At 60.2% G+C, this 19,661-nt stretch carries 21 protein-coding genes and 1 pseudogene; 12 read left to right on the plus strand and 10 right to left on the minus strand.

Going from position 1 to position 19,661, the window contains the following annotated elements:
• Together ABD283_RS10710 and ABD283_RS10715 are read right to left on the minus strand one after the other, a co-directional pair.
• A partial coding sequence (locus ABD283_RS10710) for a hypothetical protein (protein ID WP_344224998.1) occupies positions 1-489 on the minus strand: 489 nt, incomplete at its 3' end.
• A complete protein-coding gene (locus ABD283_RS10715; RefSeq protein ID WP_344225000.1) occupies positions 486-743 on the minus strand; it encodes a hypothetical protein in 258 nt (85 codons plus the stop codon). The genes ABD283_RS10715 and ABD283_RS10710, both read right to left, overlap by 4 nt.
• Positions 744-1,005: 262 nt before the next feature.
• Between ABD283_RS10715 and ABD283_RS10720 the strand changes: the two genes are divergently transcribed.
• From ABD283_RS10720 to ABD283_RS10775, 12 genes are all read left to right on the plus strand, one after another.
• The gene (locus ABD283_RS10720; RefSeq protein ID WP_344225002.1) at positions 1,006-1,599 is read left to right on the plus strand and encodes a recombinase family protein; all 594 of its coding nucleotides are present in this window, start codon (positions 1,006-1,008) and stop codon (positions 1,597-1,599) included.
• Positions 1,600-1,754: 155 nt separating this feature from the next.
• Positions 1,755-2,762 (plus strand): site-specific integrase, encoded by a 1,008-nt coding sequence (locus tag ABD283_RS10725; RefSeq protein ID WP_344225003.1) that lies wholly within the window; start codon positions 1,755-1,757, stop codon positions 2,760-2,762.
• 114 nt (positions 2,763-2,876) lie between these two features.
• Positions 2,877-3,308, plus strand: a complete 432-nt coding sequence (locus ABD283_RS10730) for a hypothetical protein (RefSeq protein WP_344225004.1) — start codon at positions 2,877-2,879, stop codon at positions 3,306-3,308.
• A 14-nt stretch (positions 3,309-3,322) separates the two neighbouring features.
• A complete protein-coding gene (locus tag ABD283_RS10735; RefSeq protein WP_344225006.1) occupies positions 3,323-4,855 on the plus strand; it encodes an Hsp70 family protein in 1,533 nt (510 codons plus the stop codon).
• Positions 4,856-4,889: 34 nt separating this feature from the next.
• Complete coding sequence (locus tag ABD283_RS10740; protein ID WP_344225007.1) at positions 4,890-6,014, plus strand: J domain-containing protein; 1,125 nt, start codon at positions 4,890-4,892, stop codon at positions 6,012-6,014.
• Complete coding sequence (locus ABD283_RS10745) at positions 6,014-6,538, plus strand: nucleotide exchange factor GrpE (RefSeq protein ID WP_344225008.1); 525 nt, start codon at positions 6,014-6,016, stop codon at positions 6,536-6,538. Before ABD283_RS10740 ends, ABD283_RS10745 begins: the two co-directional genes overlap by 1 nt.
• On the plus strand, positions 6,522-9,269 hold the full coding sequence (locus ABD283_RS10750) for an FtsK/SpoIIIE domain-containing protein (RefSeq protein ID WP_344225010.1): 2,748 nt from the start codon (positions 6,522-6,524) through the stop codon (positions 9,267-9,269). The genes ABD283_RS10745 and ABD283_RS10750 overlap by 17 nt, the downstream gene beginning before the upstream one ends.
• A 1-nt stretch (position 9,270) precedes the next feature.
• Positions 9,271-9,867, plus strand: coding sequence for a hypothetical protein (locus ABD283_RS10755; protein WP_344225011.1), 597 nt, complete (start codon positions 9,271-9,273; stop codon positions 9,865-9,867).
• Positions 9,868-9,900: 33 nt separating this feature from the next.
• A complete protein-coding gene (locus ABD283_RS10760; RefSeq protein ID WP_344225012.1) occupies positions 9,901-10,161 on the plus strand; it encodes a hypothetical protein in 261 nt (86 codons plus the stop codon).
• A 171-nt stretch (positions 10,162-10,332) separates the two neighbouring features.
• Positions 10,333-11,256 carry a toxin glutamine deamidase domain-containing protein gene (locus tag ABD283_RS10765; RefSeq protein ID WP_344225013.1) on the plus strand — a complete coding sequence of 308 codons (924 nt, stop codon included), beginning with the start codon at positions 10,333-10,335 and terminating at the stop codon, positions 11,254-11,256.
• Positions 11,257-11,703: 447 nt separating this feature from the next.
• Positions 11,704-12,189, plus strand: coding sequence for a glycine-rich domain-containing protein (locus ABD283_RS10770; RefSeq protein ID WP_344225014.1), 486 nt, complete (start codon positions 11,704-11,706; stop codon positions 12,187-12,189).
• Between the two features lie 286 nt (positions 12,190-12,475).
• Positions 12,476-13,327, plus strand: coding sequence for an MvdC/MvdD family ATP grasp protein (locus tag ABD283_RS10775; protein WP_344225015.1), 852 nt, complete (start codon positions 12,476-12,478; stop codon positions 13,325-13,327).
• Between the two features lie 157 nt (positions 13,328-13,484).
• Here ABD283_RS10775 and ABD283_RS10780 read toward each other — a convergent pair whose 3' ends face one another.
• The 8 genes and pseudogenes from ABD283_RS10780 to ABD283_RS10815 form a co-directional block, all read right to left on the minus strand.
• Positions 13,485-14,426 (minus strand): aldo/keto reductase, encoded by a 942-nt coding sequence (locus tag ABD283_RS10780; protein ID WP_344225016.1) that lies wholly within the window; start codon positions 14,424-14,426, stop codon positions 13,485-13,487.
• Between the two features lie 179 nt (positions 14,427-14,605).
• On the minus strand, positions 14,606-15,205 hold the full coding sequence (locus tag ABD283_RS10785) for an alpha-ketoglutarate-dependent dioxygenase AlkB (protein WP_344225017.1): 600 nt from the start codon (positions 15,203-15,205) through the stop codon (positions 14,606-14,608).
• A 2-nt stretch (positions 15,206-15,207) separates the two neighbouring features.
• Positions 15,208-16,242 (minus strand): TauD/TfdA family dioxygenase, encoded by a 1,035-nt coding sequence (locus ABD283_RS10790; RefSeq protein ID WP_344225018.1) that lies wholly within the window; start codon positions 16,240-16,242, stop codon positions 15,208-15,210.
• 53 nt (positions 16,243-16,295) lie between these two features.
• Positions 16,296-17,234: a class I SAM-dependent methyltransferase gene (locus ABD283_RS10795; RefSeq protein WP_344225019.1), complete on the minus strand. Its 939-nt coding sequence runs from the start codon at positions 17,232-17,234 to the stop codon at positions 16,296-16,298.
• 81 nt (positions 17,235-17,315) lie between these two features.
• Positions 17,316-17,420, minus strand: a pseudogene (locus tag ABD283_RS10800) (transposase); the annotation flags it as partial.
• Between the two features lie 80 nt (positions 17,421-17,500).
• Positions 17,501-18,556: a DUF3039 domain-containing protein gene (locus ABD283_RS10805; protein ID WP_344225021.1), complete on the minus strand. Its 1,056-nt coding sequence runs from the start codon at positions 18,554-18,556 to the stop codon at positions 17,501-17,503.
• Positions 18,557-18,625: 69 nt separating this feature from the next.
• Positions 18,626-19,024, minus strand: a complete 399-nt coding sequence (locus ABD283_RS10810) for a helix-turn-helix domain-containing protein (RefSeq protein WP_344225022.1) — start codon at positions 19,022-19,024, stop codon at positions 18,626-18,628.
• Positions 19,025-19,204: 180 nt separating this feature from the next.
• Positions 19,205-19,507: a hypothetical protein gene (locus ABD283_RS10815; RefSeq protein WP_344225023.1), complete on the minus strand. Its 303-nt coding sequence runs from the start codon at positions 19,505-19,507 to the stop codon at positions 19,205-19,207.
• Positions 19,508-19,661: the final 154 nt, after the last annotated feature.

Genomic DNA, 19,661 nt, shown 5'->3' on the forward strand with positions numbered 1-19,661 from the left:
GAGGCCTGGACCCGCCACCGTTGGGACACTCGACCGGCCCGACGACCCTGACCTACCGGCGGAACCTCTTACCCCCAAACCGGTGTAGCTGATCGTGGCCGTGTGCCGGCTAGGCAATTCCGCGTCATGCCGGAATCGTGCCGAGTCCCAAGTTGTGCGCCACTCCTGACCCGGGACGAGAACAGGCATGACCTCGGGGAGTTGCAGGTCCTTGAGCTCATCCCCACCATTCCAGGGAGCGCGTTGCGGTGCTGGGTCGATGCTGACTTCGACGTCATGGGCTGCGGTCTCTCCCACGTTCCGGAACGCAAGCTCCAGCATTTCGGGCATGTGGGGGTTGGACTCCATCACGGCCACTACATACGGTTGCGACTTCTCGTCCTGGAGGCGTCTTGCCTGAATAATTGCTACTACTGCTATTGCGGCAGCGATGATCGCTCCCATCCCGGCAACGACGGTCGCTACGTTCGCCCAGTCCTCGAGAGTCATGACAGCGTCTGTCCCTCATCGCCTTCGACACGCTCAAGGGCGCTGAGCAGGTAAGTGCGTATCTCGCCCGTATCTTGATCGGCGAGGGAGACCACGCTGACGTTGAGCTCTTCGGCGATGGTTCGGTACTCGGCGGGGTGGCCCATGTGGCCGTGGCGGGCAACGGCGTCCATAACCTGGCCAGTAGCCCTAACCCGAAATTTGAACGGCCCCTCATTGGGGCCGTCGTTGATGACTCGAAGGTGGGGGGACATGGGGGTGTCCTTTCGTGGGGGACTCCCATCGTCCTCCGGGGTGGGGGTACTGGGAAGTCCTCCACAACGGGGACGGCCTCGGTCCGACCGTCCTGGTCCCTGGGCGACATGGCTGCCTCGCAAGGCATGGGATGCAAGACGTCTCGTCCGGAAAATTTGCACTCGCATGATTGCGCGGTTCGGCCTGTCTCGCATCCTTGTGCTTTATCTGTGCCCCTAGAATCGGATACTCAACGTTAGTTGCGAGACAAGTGAGGTGGACATGGGGAAGCTGATCGGGTATGCGAGAGTGTCGACGCGGCAGCAGGATGCAGACCGCCAAGTGTCTGACCTCCTGAACGCCGGCGTGCGGCGTGATGACCTCTATGTCGACAGTGGAGTGTCTGGAGGCCGTGCCTTGCGTCCGAAGTTCGACAAGGCGGTGTCTGCACTGGAGGAGGGCGACACGTTGGTCATCACCACGCTGGATCGGCTGGGGCGGTCGACGCAGAACATGCTGGTTTTCGCCGAAGCGCTGCGAGGGAGAGGTGCTGGGCTACGGGTACTCAACCTCGGTGGGGGAGACGTGGACACAGCCACCCCTATGGGCTCGATGGTTTTCACGGTCATGGCCGCCCTGGCGCAGATGGAGCTGGAGATCAAGCGGGAGCGGATCACCGACTCGGTGGCCAAACGCCGGGCCGCCGGCAAAGACCTCGGCGGGCGCCGCCAGACCTTCACCGACTCTCAGATCCGCAACGCTCTCCGGTTGATCGAGGGCGGGGAGCCAGCCACTCAGGTTGCCCGCGACCTCGGCATGTCCAGGGCCACTCTCTACCGGCGGATCCGGGAGCTGCCGCAGGCGACGACCATCTAAGGCCGTCGTTGCCTGGGGACGGTGTGATGCACATGCCGCGCCACCGCTACTACCAGCAGACGAAACATGACGCTCTAAACAAGTGCGATAGCAAAAACTGCTACGTTCGGGTCTGATGGTGCGGAGCCGGAACGTATCGAGAGGAATCTTCGAAGGTGACCTCACGACACGTTGCGGCTGAGGCCCAACGACGCCCCGGCTACCATTCGCCCCACTCTGCGGCCACAGCACGTGCGTATCGTTCGGATCTGCGCGATGTGTGTGACTTTTGGGAGGGTCTCGGTGTCACCGGCGGCCTCGAAGAGCTAGATGAACGGCACGTGTTCGCTTACCTTGTAGGCCTGGTCAAGGCAGGACGTTCGCCGTCCACCATCCGGCGTCGGTTGACAGCTCTCCGAGCTCGGGTGGCCGACCAAGGGCATCCGGTCATCACAGTGGACGGTCTTCACGGGATCGAGGATCGGCTCCTTCGTGCTGCAACGAGTCGAACCGCAGTGATGGTCGCATCCGACGACGCGATCGTTCGGGAGGGTCTGGCCGCTATCCTCTCGCAGCAGGGAATCCTCACGTGGGCGGGCCACACCCGTGAAGCCCTCCTAGGGTCCATGGCTGTTTGGGATTACGTCCTCGTCTGGTTGCCTTCGCGGCAGGGCGTCGACCCATATTCCAGTGTCAACTGGATCGCCGAGGCCGCCGCTTCGGGAGTTGTGGTCGTAGCTCTCTACCCCAGTCGAGTCACTGATCTATTTCGCCTACGCCTGGCCGAGGCCGGGGCTCGATATGCACTGCCTCAGTGGTGGCTCTCGGACCGGGTTGAGGATCTTCCGCAGATGATTGCTACTGCCACTCTTCCCACTCGTTTCCATCTCGAGACGCCGCTTGCCCTACGACAGGAGCTCGGACTTCAACTCTCTGGGCAACTAGCCCCTCTGTTGGCCGCTGCGATGGAGGTGCCGGACCGGATTTGGCGATCGTCTGGCGCGGATGAAGATTCGGCGCTGACTCGATCCGAGATCCAAAGATTTCGGAAGATTGCCGGGTTTGAGGCCGGCATTCCACCCTCAGCTGATCGCTACTCGACTGGCCTGCGAAACGCGCCCAGAGTCCCCGACTGGCGCGAGGTGCGCAGGGTTGTTCGCCAGTCCTTCAACATCCAGCCCTAGATCGCTAGTACCACAGGTGGGTGAGCGGCACCAGGTGTAGTAATGCGTCACTGTCCCGGGAAAAATCTGGACCGTAGTCACACTGTGGTGTCCCTTCACATGAGGAGCGTTGGAATGTCGAAGCAGGAAGAAAGCTGGTACTCGACCAGCCTCGATCTTGGCCAGATCAAGCAGGTTCTCGGGTCGGTGCTGGCACGGGCTGAGATCAGTCAGTTGCAGGGCGGACCCTTGAACGACATGCCCGAGTTCGCGATCCTCGCCGAACAACCGGGGGGGCTTTTCAAGAAGCCCAACTTCGGCAAGGGCTTAGCTGCAACTCAGATTCTCGTTCATGACAACGGCGACCACCGTCGTATCCAAATGATCGCTTTGGGAACGAGCGCTGGTGCCACGCTGAGCATGGCGTGGCAGGTCCGCAACGAGGGCATCATGGACAGGCAGGCGGCGGGGGCCTCTCAGCCCGTTCTTAGGTCCAGCCAGAACATGGTTGCAGCAGTGGTCGAGGGCTTGAACGCAGTTGACCCGCAGGTTCAGCGCGTCGGCTGACCGGGGCCGCAGACATGGCAAAGGCGATCGGCATCGATCTCGGCACGACCTATTCAGCGGTCGCGGTGTTGCAAGACTCGGGGGAACCCAAGATTTTGTCCAACCGCGACGGTGAGGACATCACGCCCTCGGTCGTTCTCTTTCAGGCCTTCGGTGCAGGTGACGAACCGCTGGTGGGAACGATGGCGAAGCACTCGGCTGCCAGCGCGCCGGATGACGTCGTCCAGTTCGTCAAACGCCACATGGGCGACTCGTCGTGGAGATTCGACTCCACTGCTGGTTCCTCTTACACCGCTGAAGAGGTGTCGGCCATCATTTTGAAGCGCCTCAAGGAAGACGCCGAACTGGCACTGGGTGAGCCGGTCGTTGACGCCGTAATCACCGTACCCGCCTACTTCGATGACGCCCGCCGGACGGCAACCAAGCACGCTGGAAAGATCGCAGGACTCAACGTGCTTCGTGTGCTGAACGAGCCGACGGCAGCGGCACTGTCCTTCGGTCTCGACACCGCGGCCGAAGGGACAGTACTTGTTTATGATCTCGGCGGTGGAACGTTCGACGTCACGCTTATGAAGGTTCACGCCGGCGAGTTCGAGGTGCTCGGGACCGACGGTGACCGGAACCTGGGGGGGTTCGATTTCGACAATCGGCTCATCGAGTACATCGCCGAGAAGATCGAGGACGATGGCGGCCCCGATCTTCTGAGTGACCGGGCCCAGGTCCCGGTCCTCCGGGAGAAGGCCGAGATGGCCAAGCGAAGTCTGACGACCGTCGCGACCACCATGGTCCACGTCTCAGCCAATGGGCAGCACTTTCGTGTGCAGGTCGAGCGCAGTGAGTTCGAGCGCATCACCGCTGACTTGTTGCGCCGTACGGAGGACCTCACCGAGCTCGTTCTGGAGGAAGCCGGGGTTTCGTGGCCGGACGTTGACCATGTCGTGCTGGTGGGGGGATCCACCCGTATGCCGATGGTGCGAGCCCTTGTCGAGGGATTGGCCGAAAAGCCTGCGGACCGTTCGGTCCATCCGGATGAAGCGGTGGCACTCGGCGCGGCAATCCAGGCCGCGGTGGAGCAGTCGTCGTCTGTGGTGGGTGATTTGGCCATCTTCGAGGGCAAGCCGCTTGTAGTGGAAGACGTGACATCGCAGTCCCTGGGGGTGATCACTGTAGGGGACGACCTGCGGACGAAGATCAACACGATCGTGATTCCGCGCAATACAAAGATCCCCGCAAAACTGAGTCAAGACCTGCAGACGATTCGTGACAACCAACCGGCACTTGATGTCGAAGTCACTCAAGGCGATGACACGAACCCGGATTATGTCGTCGTCGTCGGGACAAAGACTTTGCCCATCCCGCCCTATCCAGCAGGTGCTCCTGTTCGTGTCACCTACGCCTACGACATCGATCAGACAATTTTTGTGGAATTGACTGACCTCACGACGAACCAGTCCCTCGGCACCGTTGAGATCGACCGCCTGGCTAACCTCAACGACGAGCAGTTGAACGCAGCCGTGGCCAAAGTCTCCGGCTTGCCCGTTTTGTAGCACCAATCACTGAATTATCTAGAGGGAAAACACCGTGGCTTTCGTCAACTATTACGAGCTTCTGGACATTCCGCATGGCGCGGATAGTGAGTCTGTCAGGCAAGCTGTGCGCAAGCATCGTCGTGAATGGCGCAACCGTTCTGCGCATCCGAAGGCCGAAACCCGGGCGCTTGCCGAGAAGATGACTCAGCACATTTCCGACGCCGAAGGAGTGTTGGTCGATCCTGCGCGTCGCGCCGACTACGACCGGCAACTGGCTGCGCAACTGGCCGCCCCGGAGCGCCAAGACACGGGGCCGGTCCCGGCATCGGGTGGCCGCGACTGGGCGTCCATCATTCGCCAGTATCTAGCCGCCGGCGACCCGTCCCGGGCGAACTACGCGGCGCGTGAAGCAACCATCCAAGAGCCGGACAACGCTGAAGTGTGGTATCTGCGTGGTGCTTCGTCTGCGCTGCTCCAGAACCAGGACGAGGCGAAGTTCGAGCTGGGTGAGGCACTACGTCTGGATCCGAGCAACGCCGCATATCACGCGGAGTTGGGGGACCTGTACGCATCAGCGGAGCAGTGGGGTCGCGCTCAGGAGCACTATCAAAGGGCGAGCGAGTTGGAGCCGCAGAATAAGTACTACCAGGTCGGTGTGGCGTCGATGTACAGCGCCCAAGGCAGGCCGGACCTCGCATTGCCGACCCTTGAGGCGGCTGTCGAGGAGAGCCCCGATACCGAGTTCTTCCGTTATCACCTGGCTGTCGCGCTGACGGACCATGTGACCGACCAGTGGTCGAAGTTCGGCGACGGTTCCCGGACCATCCTTACCGAGGCTCAACTTCAAGCGAGCAAGAAGGCGTTGGCTCGTGTCGAGGCGTTGCACGTCGATGACCCGCAACTACGCGTAGAACTCTTCGATATCCGTCGGCTTGTTGAAGATGCTGAAGAAGTCAGATGGCGGTGGGAATCCAACTCCTGGATTGCTTACCTAGTAGGACTGTGGATTTCGTTCGCGCTTACGTTTGCTATCGTCGAGTCCTTTCTTGTTGGTTTAGTCGGTCTCGCGGCGGGCGCGGCAGTCGTTTACTTCGCCATCCAGCGGCATCGAGGGCCAGGCTGGCAATGGAACCGCCGTGGAGCGTCCGACTTCGTCCGATCCACTGGGCTTCAGTGATGACGGCACCTGATTCACCTGCCAGCCAGGACACGGCACTCGAGGACATTCGAACTGAGCTAGCCAACCTCACCGATCTGTTCCGACGGCGCCTCATGGACGACAAGGCACGGAACTCGCTGTACGAGTCCCTTCAGGAGCAGGTGCGCGTGTCGCAGGACCTGCTGAGGTATCGCGCCTTCGAATCCCTTTTTCGAGAGACCCTGCTGGCGATCGACAGGCTCCAGTCCGAGCCCACAACCCGGGAGCTGGTCGAGTCGGCCGTGGAGGAGCTGCTGGAAGTCTTCGCACGTCGCACTCTCCTGCCGATCGATGACGCTGAGGACTTCGATCCACGCCTGCACGAAGCGGTCGGAACGATCCCCGCGACTGAACGAGCGCCGGCTGGTTCGATCGTCGCCGTGCATCGAACGGGCTACACCCTCGACGGCCGGCTGTTGCGGCCAACGCAAGTGACAGTGGCGGCAGCGGGCAACGTAGCTGACGTCAGTGTCTCCCAGGAGCCTGATGACAACGAGGGTTGAACTAGCCGCCGAACAGTTGAAGCGGGCCCACGCCAGCGCACTCGGTGCACTGGACGCTGCCTCTGCTCTTGTAGCCGGCGCACGGGCAGAAGCAGAACGCGCTGCGAAGACCGCGTATGAGAGACAAGTTGCGATTGCTCGAACGCGTGCCGCCCAGCAGGTCGCCCAACACAGCAGTGCAGCACGCGATCTGGGGATCGAGTTGATCGGCAATGCCGGCAATCTTCTGGCCGTGGCGGATTACGTGACAGCTGGCACTTTGTGTCTTCCCGGGGCTGACAGCGGCGTCAACCGGGACATCGTGGCGCCATGCATATTGCCCCTGATCGGCCGGGGCAACGTTGTGCTCGACCTCGCCGGGGAGACAGGCACCCACCTCATCCGGCACTTGATCTGGGGGGCTTACTCGGGAACTGCACCAGGGCAAGTGGACGTCATCGGGTACGACCCTTCCCTCACCGGTTTGCTGTCGCCGTTCGCGGGAATCAAGGCCGGGTCCGAGTCCGCTTTCACGGTTCTGAACCGCCCACAAGAGCTCTCACAGGTCGTGGATCGACTTGTCGGAGATGTTCAACGGGTGAACGACCTCCTTCGCGGAACGGGTGACACGCTGCTCGACCTCCGCGCCCGCACGGGGCACCCCGTAGAGCGCTGGCAGGTCCTTGTCCTGCTGGATTCCCCCGAGGGGATCGATGAGCAGGCTTACCGGCAGTTACTGTCGCTGGGCAAGGTGGGACCATCAGCCGGTATCTCTCTCGTGTGGCTCACAAATCCGGAGGCGGACAAGCCTGACTGGTGGAACCAGGGAAGCGTGGAAAAGTCCGCCCACGTTCTCGAGGCAAACGACGGGGAAGTCCGGTGGCGTGCGCATCCCCAGTTCACCCTGAAGATCGCCCAGCCCGCAGCCTCCGACCTGGTGAGCAAAACCGACTCCCTCGTTGCCGACATCACCTCGGCCTCAGCGCTGAGTGTCCCCTTCGAGCGCGTCCAACAAACCGAAACGCGCTGGACCGAATCTTCTGCCGACGGTCTGACCTTCGCTGTCGGCATGTCAGGACCGCGGGTCGTTGAGATCACACTGGGCGACGAACGCCAGCAGCGCCACAACGTCCTCGTCACCGGTGCGGTCGGTCAAGGCAAGTCCAACCTGCTCAAAGTCATCGTCCATAGCCTGTGTCAGCGCTACGCGCCGGGGGAGCTTCAGCTGTACATGCTGGACTTCAAGGCAGGGGTCACGTTGTTCCCCTTCGCCTCCACGCCAGGCGCCGTTGACTATCTGCCGCACGCGCGAGTACTCGGGCTGGAAAGCGACAGAGACTTCGGGCTCGCGGTACTGAAGCACCTGGATGACGAGCTCGGGAGACGATCAAGGCTTTTCCGGCCCTATGGCGACAACATCTCGAAATACCGGGCCGCAGTTCCTGAGCCGCCCCTGCCTCGCATCGTGTTGATCATCGACGAGTTCCACATGATGTTCGAGCCGACAGACAAAAACGCCGAGGACGCGGCGCAACTGCTCGAAGGGCTGGCGCGGCGAGGCCGGGCCTGCGGGATACACACCATCTTGGCCTCTCAAACGATCTCAGGGATCACTGCCCTCATGACACGTGAGAACGGTATATTCGCTCAGTTTCCCATCCGCGTTGCCTTGAAGAATGCCTTGGCTGAGTCCTTCGCCACGCTCAGCCAAGGCAACGACGCGGCGGCTCGGCTCCGCGTGCGCGGCGAAGCGGTTCTCAACCAGGACTACGGAGTCGACTCTGCCAATCAACAGGCTGTCATCGCTGTGGCTGACGACTCCGTGCTGGCTGATCTGCAGCGAGCATGGTGGGAAGCTGCCCGCCAGTCCATCACGGCGCCGTTGGTGTTCGACGGCGCTCATCTCATCCGCCCGAGCGAAGCAGTCCCCGCGATCCAGGCTCTGCGGCGCCGCGTGGTGAACGAGGGCACGGCCCCGGCAGCACTGGTGGGCTACCCAATCGACGTCTCAGGGGCTCCGCTGGCAATCTCGTTGCCTGACGATCCCGGCAGGCACCTGGCGGTGCTGGGTGCCGGAGAAAGAGGCGGTGGCATGGAAGGAGGCGAGGACGCCGCCAACAACGCCGTCGGAATCCTGCAAACGGCCAGCGTCAGCCTGGCGCTGCAACACCCCGACGGGGACGCGAACTTCGTGTGCTTCGACCTCCTCGATCCTGTCACCGCCCGACGCAACAACCACTCTGAGTGGCTGCATCTGATGGAGCGTCTGGGTTACCCGGTACAACGTGTGGAGAAGGCCGATGTTGGTACCTATCTCCAGAGACTCGCAGGCGAACTGCTTGAGGGAGCCGCAGTACAGCGGACATATCTCGTCGCGTTCGGTTTAGATCGGGCACCCAACCTGGAAGTGCCCGACAGTTTTGCTCACAGGCCGGTGGAGGACCTTCAGACGATTCTGCGGGATGGGCCGGTTCGGGGCGTCCACCTTCTCGGGTGGTGGTCCAACGCCGCAACCCTCAAGAACCACCTGGGCTTCGGTGGTGAGGGCTTCATCGAGAGCATGATCATGCTGAGACTTGATCAAGCAGCCGTGCAGGAGTTTCTTGGCCCGTTCGTGACGTGGTCTGTGAGAGACAACCGCGGCCTCGTGGCAGACCGGACGCAGCTGTCTGAACCGACCACTGTGGTCCCGTTCGCGCCGCTACTCCCTCGGGACTCCAAGACCTTGCTCAAAACGGCCTGGGAGAGCTGAGATGGATACTCCAGCACCCATGGACGGGAACGAATTCTTCGCCAGGTATGAGGCCGCGCTGGCCGGGCTTCTTCAGGTGTCTGATCGGCTGGAAAGCGAGTTGTCTTCAGCACGGGATTCGCGTGAGGCAGCGCTGTCCTCCGCGGCCGCTTCAGTGGACAGCGAGGACGAACGTCTCGCCAAGCTCCGCCGGACGATGCTGACGAGATACCGCGCCTCAGCCGAGGCTCTCCAGGCAACCAACGTACTGATACCGGTGCACGTTCGACCAGCGGCAGGACAAAGCGGCGACGCCAACTCACTGTCCACGGCGATCAAAGCGCAGCAGAAGGCGGAGGAAGCCGTCGCACTGGAACTCCAGGCCGTCGCCAACGCGCTAAAGCAGCAGGCAACCGATGACCAGGCTCGCGCAACAGCCGGCCATGAAGCGACAGAGGCTCTCAAGAAACGACAAGAGCAGCTGCGGAAAATACGACAGGAGGCTGAGCGCAGACGTGGCGAAGAAGAGCGCGCAAAGCGTTCCCGTCAATTGCTCATCGGCGGAGGCAGCGCAGTGCTCGTCCTTCTCGTTGTCGTTGTACTCCTACTCAATCCGTAAGCATTCCCACCCCCGGAAGAAAGAAGATCGACAATGTCTCAGCTCTCTCAGGTGAAGCAACAGCTCACCTCCATCGGCAGCGACGCCAAGACCACAGCCGCTGGCCTTCAGGGATTCAAAAGCAAATTCTCGCAGGCCATCAACCAGGTCCAGGCAACCATCGGTGGAAGCGCTCAAGGCGTGGACAAGGACATGATCCAAACCCTGCAGGCCGCCGAGAAGCAGGTCGACGCCGCCGTCGCAGCCCTCCAGCAAGCATCACAGGCCGCGACTCGATTTGCCTCGTCCATATAACGACGCCCCACCCACTCTCGTGACTCCAATTACGCCTCCTCTCTCCGAGGCCTTCGGCCACCGAAAATATCCACGGACATGCGGAGCGGGGTTGTTCACCACACCGTTTCCTTCTACTGCAGGGCTGCCCATGGCGACAGCGCACTATCACCACTCCCCGGAGGGTGTGTAGTGAGTGATCTCCTGCAACTGTGCCAGACGCTGGAAACTATGAATCAGGACGCGGACCGACTTGCGGCCGAACTGAGTCAGCGCGCTCAACGCCTGAGTCAGGCCGCAAGCCAAGCGGCAAGTGTCGGTAACGGAGCAAAGCGAGTGGAAAGCGCGCAGACAGCTCAAGCCCTCCATGCTGCCTCCAAAGCCACTCGCCAGGCCGCACAGATGCTCCACCAAGTCGCGGTCGCAGGCAGGGGCTTCGTGTCCCGCTATGCGGGCGCGGGAACCGGAAGCCCACAAAGTCACACGCAGGGTGACGTCGGTTCCACGCCTGGTCTCGGAGGGAACTCGCGCTATGTTCCCCCGACCCCCGAAATTGAGTCGACATATCAGCAACTCGTAGAAGAATTTGGTCCTGACAATCCCGAAAGGTGGATCGCTGCCGGAAACCCTCACTACGCGACGGGGCTCAAAATGTGGACCAATAACTGCGGGCCGTGCTCACGATCTTTCGCAGACACATTCCATGGCAAGAGCGCCAGGCCGGCACTGGGAGACTCAGAAATACCTCCCGGTGAGTACCAAGAAATGTGGGATGCCGTCGGCGTACAACCAACATCCAAAATGACGAACCGGGGGTTGGATTCAGCCGGCTTCACCACAAATGCCTACGCTGCTCTCGAAGCCAATCTCAGGCGGGAGGGGCCAGGTGCCGTTGCCATCATCGGGGTCGACTGGGACATTAGCGGGGTTTCACGTAAAGATAGCGGGGGACACTGGTTCAATGCCTATGTCGACCGCGAGGGTAACGTGCGGTGGGCAGACGAGCAGAGCGGCGAAACCACAGGGTGGCCACCTGGTTACGAGACCGCCATCTGGCAGATCGAGGCAGTGGTAAGGCCATCGGCTGACTCAAATTGGAAGGAAATTATGCTGTGAATGATCGATTTCAGGCTTTAGCAGTTCTCAACGTTTGGCTCTCTGACCAAGGAAACGACACTTCCGCATCTACGGAAGAATCATGGAACATCTCCGAGTATCGCGATGCCTATCTGTTCAGTCCATCAGGGGGGCGCCGCTCCAATGTCCTCTACCTCGTCCTTGGAGACTCCGTGGCGTGGTTCTCACCAGCACGCACCACCATCGAGAAGACGTACTCGGCGCTCTCCAAAGCCCCTGACACGAACGGTTAACTGGAGCTGACTATTTTTTCGGCCATTGACACCCAAGTGTTCGCGGACCATGGCCCCATGCCGCAGAACATGGCGCGCCTATACCGGGACACCGTGGGACGTGGCAGATTCGGCAGGCGATTCCCCGGCATTGCTCCGTGTTTTTCGCTAGCATGAGTTTCGGACGACCGCATCCAAACGTGAGGAATCTGATATGGCATACACCGACAAGGTTCAACGATTCATCGACGATCCGCTGTGCGGATTCACCGCGGAGCAGCTCCAGGAGCGAGTCTCCGGCGAGCTGGCGAAGGTAGCCTTGGCGCACGAGCCTGAGGACTTCCTGATCGAAAAGTTCTGTCAGGATTACGGTCATAGCGAGGCCGACGCCCGTAGCCTTTTCGAGGACGTCAAGAAGTTCCTCTTCCTCGGCAGCATCGTCGCCGCTTCTCCTGCACCCAGCTACTGGATCGACCAGATGTGGCACGCTTTCATCCTCTTCACAAAAGACTACGCGGACTTTTGCAACAAGGTCGGCGGATTCATCCACCACCGCCCGCTGCCCCAGACGAGCGAGGCTCAACCGCCGCTTGATCCCACACTCACTCTCATGACGGCGGCGTACGGACCGCTCTCCGAGCAGCACTGGCCTGCGCCGATGGGCGCGTTTGGAATCATGGACTGCAAGGCCGGGGTCTAACCCAACGTTTCCCAGGGTGTCCGGGCAGCCATGCGCATCGGCTGCCCGGACACCTGCGGTTTCTGGAGAGATTAACGTGGAACCTAGATTGGCCCCGCCCGAGTGGAAGCTGGTTCATTGCGCGCCCTACATCGACTGGGACGAAGCGCAGCTCATAGGTTTGTCACCTGAGGCGCCTCGCGCGTCTGGTTCTCCTCGTATTCTCCTCGTTGGGTTGAGTCACGATCTTGAGCTGGCGAACCTCGCTCGAAGGCTCTCACACACGGCGGCAGTCGTCCGTGTCCTCTTGCTCGACAAGCTCCCTACTCTGCCCACTTGGCGGTCGTCCGCCGGTCCCCTAGAGGAGTTCGACATCGGCTACAGCCGGGCGTACCGGTCCGACCGCCCGGTGAATTATCACTTCGATCAGACCCTCCGGCAGAGTGAGTCATGGGGCTTAGTGGACGTCCATATTCGCCGCTATGCGGCCGAGCAGGTCGACACCTTGTTCTGGGCGCTGATGGCCAGGTATCGAGTGGCACGTTGGGTGAACTCACCGTGGAGCGTTCGCGCGGCGGAGAATAAGCTCTCGCAGGTCGACGCGGCCGCGAGCTGCGGCTTCGCAGTGCCCCAGACGCTCGTGTCGTCCCGTCGTGACGAGGTGCTCTCCTTCATGAGCGGGCATCGTAACGGTGTCGTCTCTAAGTCCCTCGACTCGCCCATCACGAACCCCGGAGAGGAAGTGACCCGCTTCCAATACACGTCCCCTGTGGATTCTGCTTCGGTCCAAGACACGCGCTTTCCTCGGCTCTATCAGGAAAAGGTTGCTCACCAAGAAGAGTTTCGAGTTACTGTCGTGGGCCGTCAAATTTTCGCCGCCAAGGTGGATGCGAGTGGGGACGCCGGCTCGGCTGACTGGCGGATATTAGCTGACAACCATGCTGCATTCGAAGCAACCCTCCTGTCCGACGCGGTGCGCGCGCAGATCTTTGACCTGATGGATCGCCTTGACCTTCAGGTCGGCGGCATAGATTTGCTACACGCAGGCGACGGCATCTACTTCCTGGAGGTCAACCCCTCGTGCGCCTTTCTTTGGCTCGAACGTTCGCTAGAGATCGAAATTTCCAGCGCCGTAATCCGACTCCTCCTATCATCTTAGCGACGACTCATCTGCAACATGCTAAAAACTCTGTAGTCTACCCAGCAAATACGATTGACGTAAGAATTTCGGTGATGGGTCTGTTTGGCAGCAAGGCGGCAAAGAGGCCGAAGGAAAACATTTTTCCGAACTGGTCGACCGTCTCAATTATTGGCGTTCAGTGAGGTTGCCCGTATCCATCGGTCAGCGACCTCAGCTCCGTCTCTGTCAGCTTCAACCTTGCCGCCTCTTCGAAGGCATGTAGTTGCTGGGGCGACGTGACGGACGCGACGGGCGTCGCCACAAAATCATGACTTGCCACCCATGCGAGCGAAACGGCGGCCATCTGGACCCCATGATGCTCCGCAATCTTCTGAACTCGATCTAAGATCATGTGAGACCGAGGGTCTGCATACCGTCCGGTCGCGTACTTCTGTCTGTGACCTACGCGACCTATCACTCCCCTGAACTTGCCGGTCAGGAATCCCTGCGCTAAGGCCCCTGTAGCCATAAGGCTGAGCCCGAACTCCTCTGCGACATCGTGCAGCGCACTCCCTCGGAAAGCTCGCGCCATCAAGCTGAACTCTTCTTGGATTACACCCAGCGGCTCCAGTGATTGCGCCAGCGCAGCGTCCGCGACATCTCTAGCACGCAGGTGGCCGAAGTTGGACATACCGATCTGTCGAGCCTCTTGACGGCCTGCGACCGCGGAAAGGGCCACTGCGATTTCACCTGCACCGACCTCGGGATCGTCTGCATGTGCAAGCACCGCTTCGAGTTGGGTCACCCCAAGTCGTTCTATCGACCGCTGTACCGCCTCACGGACTAGGGCAGGTCGAAGCCCAGGAGCGTCAGTACTTAGACCCACTTTTGTGCAAATCTTGACCTGCCCAGCTACCCCCGCTCCGCGCACCCAGTCTCCGATGATGGTCTCAGAATCGAGGCGAGCCTCGCGTTGTGAACTTGAGTACGCGTCGGAGGTGTCGATGAATCTGCCACCGATCTCAAAGAACCGGTCGAGGACTGCCCAAGACTCTGGCTTGGAGATCAACCAACCGAACACGCTTCCGCCGAGGCAGATCCGTGGGCCTTCCGTGCCCGTTCCGCATCCGCTAGTCATAGGCGGACCTAATGTGACGCCGATACTGAGCCGCCAACGCGCGCGAGTCCTCAACGGCACCGATATGCTTAGATTCGGACAGCATTGGCACTACCTGGTCAACGAAGCGGGGAAATCCAGTGGGAAGGACCGCCGGCATGGTAATCCAGCGGTCCGCCTCCGCGACCGTGAAATTCCTACTATTCCGACTGGCGAAGGTATTCATCTAGGATGTGTAACTTTCTTAGGGTGATGCTCATGCGCGGATCCGTGGGATTTTCTTCTTTGGGTACCGAATGCTCGTGGGTTGCCTGAACTCCAAGATCCATCACGACAACGGAGCCTTCCTCCATCGTGAATGTTTGTGCATCTTTCGGATATTCATAGGAGCGGATAGATAAGCGACGTGGCGCCCCGAAACTCACGATGGCAATCTTGGAGCCATCCAAATGAAGCGCCGCTTTGTCGGAATGCCATCCCGTGTAGTCGTCCCCGTTGCGGTATAAATTCGCAAGCGCATAGTTGAAATTCAATGAGAAGACAGAAGCCACGAGGTCTCGAAGTTCTGCGAGTTCGGGAGTCCAGGTCCGACTGCTCTCCATGCCCTCCAGGCCCAGCACTGTGTCCGAAAAGGACGACACGAGGCGCGGCGCGGGGTGGCGGACACCCTCGATGAGGATGTCCGCGCCCGAGTGAGCGTTGGCGTCCATGAGCGCGGTCTTGACCCGCTCACACAAGCTGTCATCGACAACTGCCGGGTAATAGCTGACGCCGTTGATGGGTTCAAATGCGGTGGACACAATCACAATCTATCGTGATGCGGTGGCCTTCGACCAAGGAACCTGGATGCTCCCGTCGCACACGTCGTGGCGTACGCGCCGCCTATGTCTGTCTGTCCGCTCAGAATGTCCTCGGCGACAGGTGATTCCATGGTGAGCCATAGTCGGATCAGGTGTCGCCTGAGGGCAGGGTCGTCGTAGTCCTCATACGCGTCGCGTGCGTGCAAAACTGTCGTGTTGTTCAGGAACTGAACATCACCTGGGCCGAAGTCCATGACCACCTGCAGTTCCGGAGAACTCATTACGTACTCCATGAGATCCAGCGCCGCCAGTTGCTCAGAGCTCAGACGCGGAGCTGTGGGATGAGCCTGAGACTGGCGGATGAACCACGGAATGATCGAGACACGGGGCGTTCCACGCACAAACGCGATGGGCGCGAGCTCGAAATAGGGCGATTCACCGGGCCGCTGCTCGGTGTGTCTACTCCATGGAAACGGCTCAAAAAGCAACCCAGTCAGGTATGGATCGTGTTGGAGCATTTCGTTGTACACCGCATGCGTGCTGATGATTCTGGACGAACCGCCAGACTTTGCAGGATGCAGACACAGCAGCCCCACGATGTCGGAGGCGTCGCTGTGGAAATTCTGACTCTGGTTGGTCTGGTATTTCCGTACGCCAGGCCCTGCCGGGAGGCGCTCGTCCCTGATATGAGTCGTCAGGCTTCCTTTACGGTCCTGCCCCACGAGCGTGCCGACCAATCTTCCGAGCGCTAGGTAGGCAACCTCAGTTTGTTCAGGCGTGAGTTCGTGGACCGGGAAACCACGAAGGAGTAGGAACCCGGGGCCGGCAACCAACACGTCGAGCCATCGTGACGCCACGTCCTCCAGGGCGCCTCGAAGGTCGAGGTCTGAGGGATTTTGGCCGTAGTCAGTGATGACTCGTTGCTCGGGCGGCGATAATTCGAAGGTCCATGATGCGCGGTCTATGAAGTCTGCCGATGCCCACACGGTCGGGGCGTCGGTCGCTACCGGCGCCAGGTCTTTTCGTGAGCCTTGCATGTGGGAAGCCTAGCGGTGTTTACGAGGTTGGGCGCCCACGCGGTTTTGCGCGGCTACTGGGGGATCGCAACGACCTCGAGCATCGCCGTCATTGCTCGGTCGGTGGCATCCAGGTATGGATTGAATCCGATATGGACCTCGACATCGGCACTGGCCGCGAAGAACGCGGACTTCACATCTTCAACTGTTGGCTTCCCTGTTGCAAGGGTTGCCAAGCTTTGCACAAACACTCCACCATAAGCTGGGAACGCGCCCGCCAAGTCCCTGAGCAGGGTCGGTGCGGCGACGAGTACGGAGGAAGCGACGCGACCCCCTGGGAGAGCCACCGCGCACAGTTGGCGAGCGGACATCGCCAACGTGTTCGGTCTCTGGAGGGGTGGTAGGCCGTTCGCAACTACTACGTCGAAATATCGCTCAGCGAATGGCAGTTTCGATACGCTTCCAATGGCCAGCAGGGCCGAGGGGCACGCGGTCGCGGCAAACTCCAAAAGGTCTGGCCGAGTGTCAATGCCCACTACAGTTGATGTGCCGCCTGAAAGGTAAAACGCCACTCCCAAATCGGTGCCCGCCCCACATCCAACGTCCAGAAACCGAATGGGCCCCAATTCATCAATACCCCGCCAGACGTTACCGAGTCCAAGGAAACGTTGCGTTACCTGGAGTGGGAGGCTTTCCACCGCGCCTAGCGGATAGCCATGAGAACGTAACGCCTCAAGGCCGCCGACGAACGACTTCTCTCCCGCATGCCCGCTGCGGGCACTCACATAAAAATTGTCCACGATCGCTGGGGTGTATCGCCGAGGTCTCAGCAGTTCGTCGGCGAGATTCGCAATCGACTGGAAAACAGCCTGGTCCGCAGTCAATCGCAGATCAGATGGGGTATCCAAGACGCGGCAGACTTCGCCGAGGGGGAGTGAAAGCCGCGCTGCGGCAACTGCGAGAAATTCGTGCGCTTGAGAAGGGGTAATTTTGTCTCCCGTTATGACAGTCATCTTTGCCATCGTAGGGGAGGGACTGCCGCGCCGATAGGTCAGTTCAGGGTGTCACCTATTCGTGCGGCAGTCCCGGGTGGTTTCTGAAATCCCGAAGTCGCGGGCGATCTGGGACAGCGGGTCCTCGTGCTTGCTGGTCACCGCCGCCACGTCTGGGCGGAACTCCTCGGGGTAGGGCTTGGGCACGGTTTCATCCTCGCTGTGAGGAAGGATCCTCACAAGGAGCCAAGGAAACCCGGGGCAGCCCCAGTGTCATTTATTAGTGCTTATAGTTGCGGCAACTGGCCGTACTGTTTGGTGCATTCGTTGCAGGTTTCTAGGCCAACATGGTCTGCCGTAGGAACAAACCAATATCCGCAAAGACTGAGAACGGAAGATCCCTCTACTTGAGCATCCACAAGACCGTGCTCTTTCGCGTAGTGTGCGCGAACTCCGAGGCGGAGACTACCGGGGGCTGAGTCTGAAGGAAGAGTTCCTGACCGCTCAAGTTCACGTGCGTGTTGCCGAGCGGAAGGATCGATAAAAGCGGAAAACGCGAAGGAGTTTTCCGTGTATATTGTTGAGTGCCATTCCTCCGCATTATTTTTTAGTGCAGCCCGGGCAATCTGTGCAGCTACATCAACAGCTTGAACTTTGCTACGGTCGAGGATTGTGGCTGTTAGAAATGCTTCGGTTAATTTGGTGCCGTCAACGTCTACATAATCAACGCTAAGAGATATTTCTCCAACGGCCGGTGTGTCGGTGCCCCGGGAGGGGGCAGGGAAACGCACAGTCACAGTTTCCCCAGGATTTTTCTCGGCTTCAAGTAAAAGTGCCAAGGTGCAACAGTGGATCTGTAGCTTCCAGGCATCAAGAGCGGAAACTTTTTCATCGATTTTGACAAGCACGCGGTCCTCAGCGGCCGGTAGCCATGGACCCGATCCTTCGCGCTTCACGTCTCTCATGAATGCTGTGTAAAAATCGTTGCTGTCACCTTTCCTGCGGATTCCCGCGGCGCACAGCCAAACTTCATTGTTCCCCACCATGGTGTGGTCGGTGGCCGCACCGCGCCATTGCATGGTTTTCTGCTTCCACCAGTGGGGCCCTGTAAGTCCAGAGATGCTTTCGCGCGAAGTTCGATCTTCCTCGCCTCTGAACGATTCGTTGAATTGCTGGATCAGAGGGTGTTCGAGGACATTAACTCGAGGAATAGCCTTCAGGTGTTTAGCGACATCAGCATCCTGCGCCTCATTGGCCAGACGTTTGCCTATCACGGCCCGTAGCTGTTTTACGCAACGGTAGTGATCCGCGTTGTTCCATCCAGCAGTCAGGTCGTCGACCAAGCACCGCAACGTGACTCTTCTGTCCAACACCATCCCCTCAGACTAACTAAGGGTCATGAAAATGGAGGTCTACTCCATCGAGTTGAGCAGCTCATCCTCAAGCTGTTGACGCTTGGCGATCGACTGAGCATCCGCGGCACGGAATCTCATCGAACGCTCCAGATAGTCGCGCAGATCCGCCATCAAGATCCGACGGTCGCGTTCGCCGACGACATGGAACCGCAAGGCTCCGGCATCGAGAACCTTGTACAGGTGCGTGCGGCTGATACCCAGAATCGCAGCAGCGCGAGCCGGTGTCAGCTGATCATCGTCGCGTGCCACCGTCACGCCGACACCATGGCGTAACCCGTCGCTCATCGCACCCAGAACCCTGCCCAACTCCGACCCCTCCGGAAGCGATGCCCGGAAGTCACTCAGAGCGTCGATCTGAGTCGCGGGCACGGTAGAGGAAGTCAAGGTGGTAGCCATGAGAGGTCGCCTTCAGTCGGGGAACGCGGGAGCGCTGGTGCTTTGGAAGCTCGGTTCCTAGGTGTCACAAGTGTCACGCCGGAGGTTGCGTGTGTCAAGCCCTTGGCCAATGACCTGTTGCGTGTCTTCACGGAGGCGTGGATTGCGCTGTATGGCTAGGGGCGAGAAAAGCTGTGGTCCTCATGCTGTGCCGTAGCGCTGTTGGGCGCCCTGCTTGCTGATTTCCAGAGCCTCGCCCACCGTGGACCACGACAGGCCTGCGTCACGGGCGTCCTGTACAACCCATCCGCGGGCTCTCTCTGCTCCCCTCACGAGCGCGTCAGCGCCCAAGAGTGCTAGATGCGCCCTGCGTTGGGCCTCCCCGGCCTGTGCCTCGGCAAAGCCTCGTGTGATGGCTTTCGCGACGTCGGCGAAGCCTCCCGAACTGGCCAGCATTCGCCCGAGCTCTTCCGCCTGCATGATGATTTGCTCGTCTCCGCTCATGGGTCAATGCTGGTTGACGCCAGAGCACATCGTCAATCGGGGTTGACGTTGATAACCCATCCGGGCGGGCTCACTCACAGTGAGTGGTGAAGCCAGGCAATGCCGATATGTTGACATATCAACATAATGGGTGTTGGCTGGTGCGTGTTCTCGA

The sequence above is a fragment of the Kocuria atrinae genome (assembly GCF_039531425.1).
Classification (GTDB): domain Bacteria; phylum Actinomycetota; class Actinomycetes; order Actinomycetales; family Micrococcaceae; genus Kocuria; species Kocuria atrinae.

Bases quoted from the DNA above. Each gene is read 5' to 3' on its own strand.
- ABD283_RS10715 (WP_344225000.1), bottom strand. From the start codon at position 743: ATGTCCCCCCACCTTCGAGTCATCAACGACGGCCCCAATGAGGGGCCG.
- ABD283_RS10720 (WP_344225002.1), top strand. From the start codon at position 1,006: ATGGGGAAGCTGATCGGGTATGCGAGAGTGTCGACGCGGCAGCAGGAT.
- ABD283_RS10730 (WP_344225004.1), top strand. From the start codon at position 2,877: ATGTCGAAGCAGGAAGAAAGCTGGTACTCGACCAGCCTCGATCTTGGC.
- ABD283_RS10735 (WP_344225006.1), top strand. From the start codon at position 3,323: ATGGCAAAGGCGATCGGCATCGATCTCGGCACGACCTATTCAGCGGTC.
- ABD283_RS10745 (WP_344225008.1), top strand. From the start codon at position 6,014: ATGACGGCACCTGATTCACCTGCCAGCCAGGACACGGCACTCGAGGAC.
- ABD283_RS10750 (WP_344225010.1), top strand. From the start codon at position 6,522: ATGACAACGAGGGTTGAACTAGCCGCCGAACAGTTGAAGCGGGCCCAC.
- ABD283_RS10755 (WP_344225011.1), top strand. From the start codon at position 9,271: ATGGATACTCCAGCACCCATGGACGGGAACGAATTCTTCGCCAGGTAT.
- ABD283_RS10760 (WP_344225012.1), top strand. From the start codon at position 9,901: ATGTCTCAGCTCTCTCAGGTGAAGCAACAGCTCACCTCCATCGGCAGC.
- ABD283_RS10770 (WP_344225014.1), top strand. From the start codon at position 11,704: ATGGCATACACCGACAAGGTTCAACGATTCATCGACGATCCGCTGTGC.
- ABD283_RS10780 (WP_344225016.1), bottom strand. From the start codon at position 14,426: ATGACTAGCGGATGCGGAACGGGCACGGAAGGCCCACGGATCTGCCTC.
- ABD283_RS10790 (WP_344225018.1), bottom strand. From the start codon at position 16,242: ATGCAAGGCTCACGAAAAGACCTGGCGCCGGTAGCGACCGACGCCCCG.
- ABD283_RS10795 (WP_344225019.1), bottom strand. From the start codon at position 17,234: ATGACTGTCATAACGGGAGACAAAATTACCCCTTCTCAAGCGCACGAA.
- ABD283_RS10810 (WP_344225022.1), bottom strand. From the start codon at position 19,024: ATGGCTACCACCTTGACTTCCTCTACCGTGCCCGCGACTCAGATCGAC.
- ABD283_RS10815 (WP_344225023.1), bottom strand. From the start codon at position 19,507: ATGAGCGGAGACGAGCAAATCATCATGCAGGCGGAAGAGCTCGGGCGA.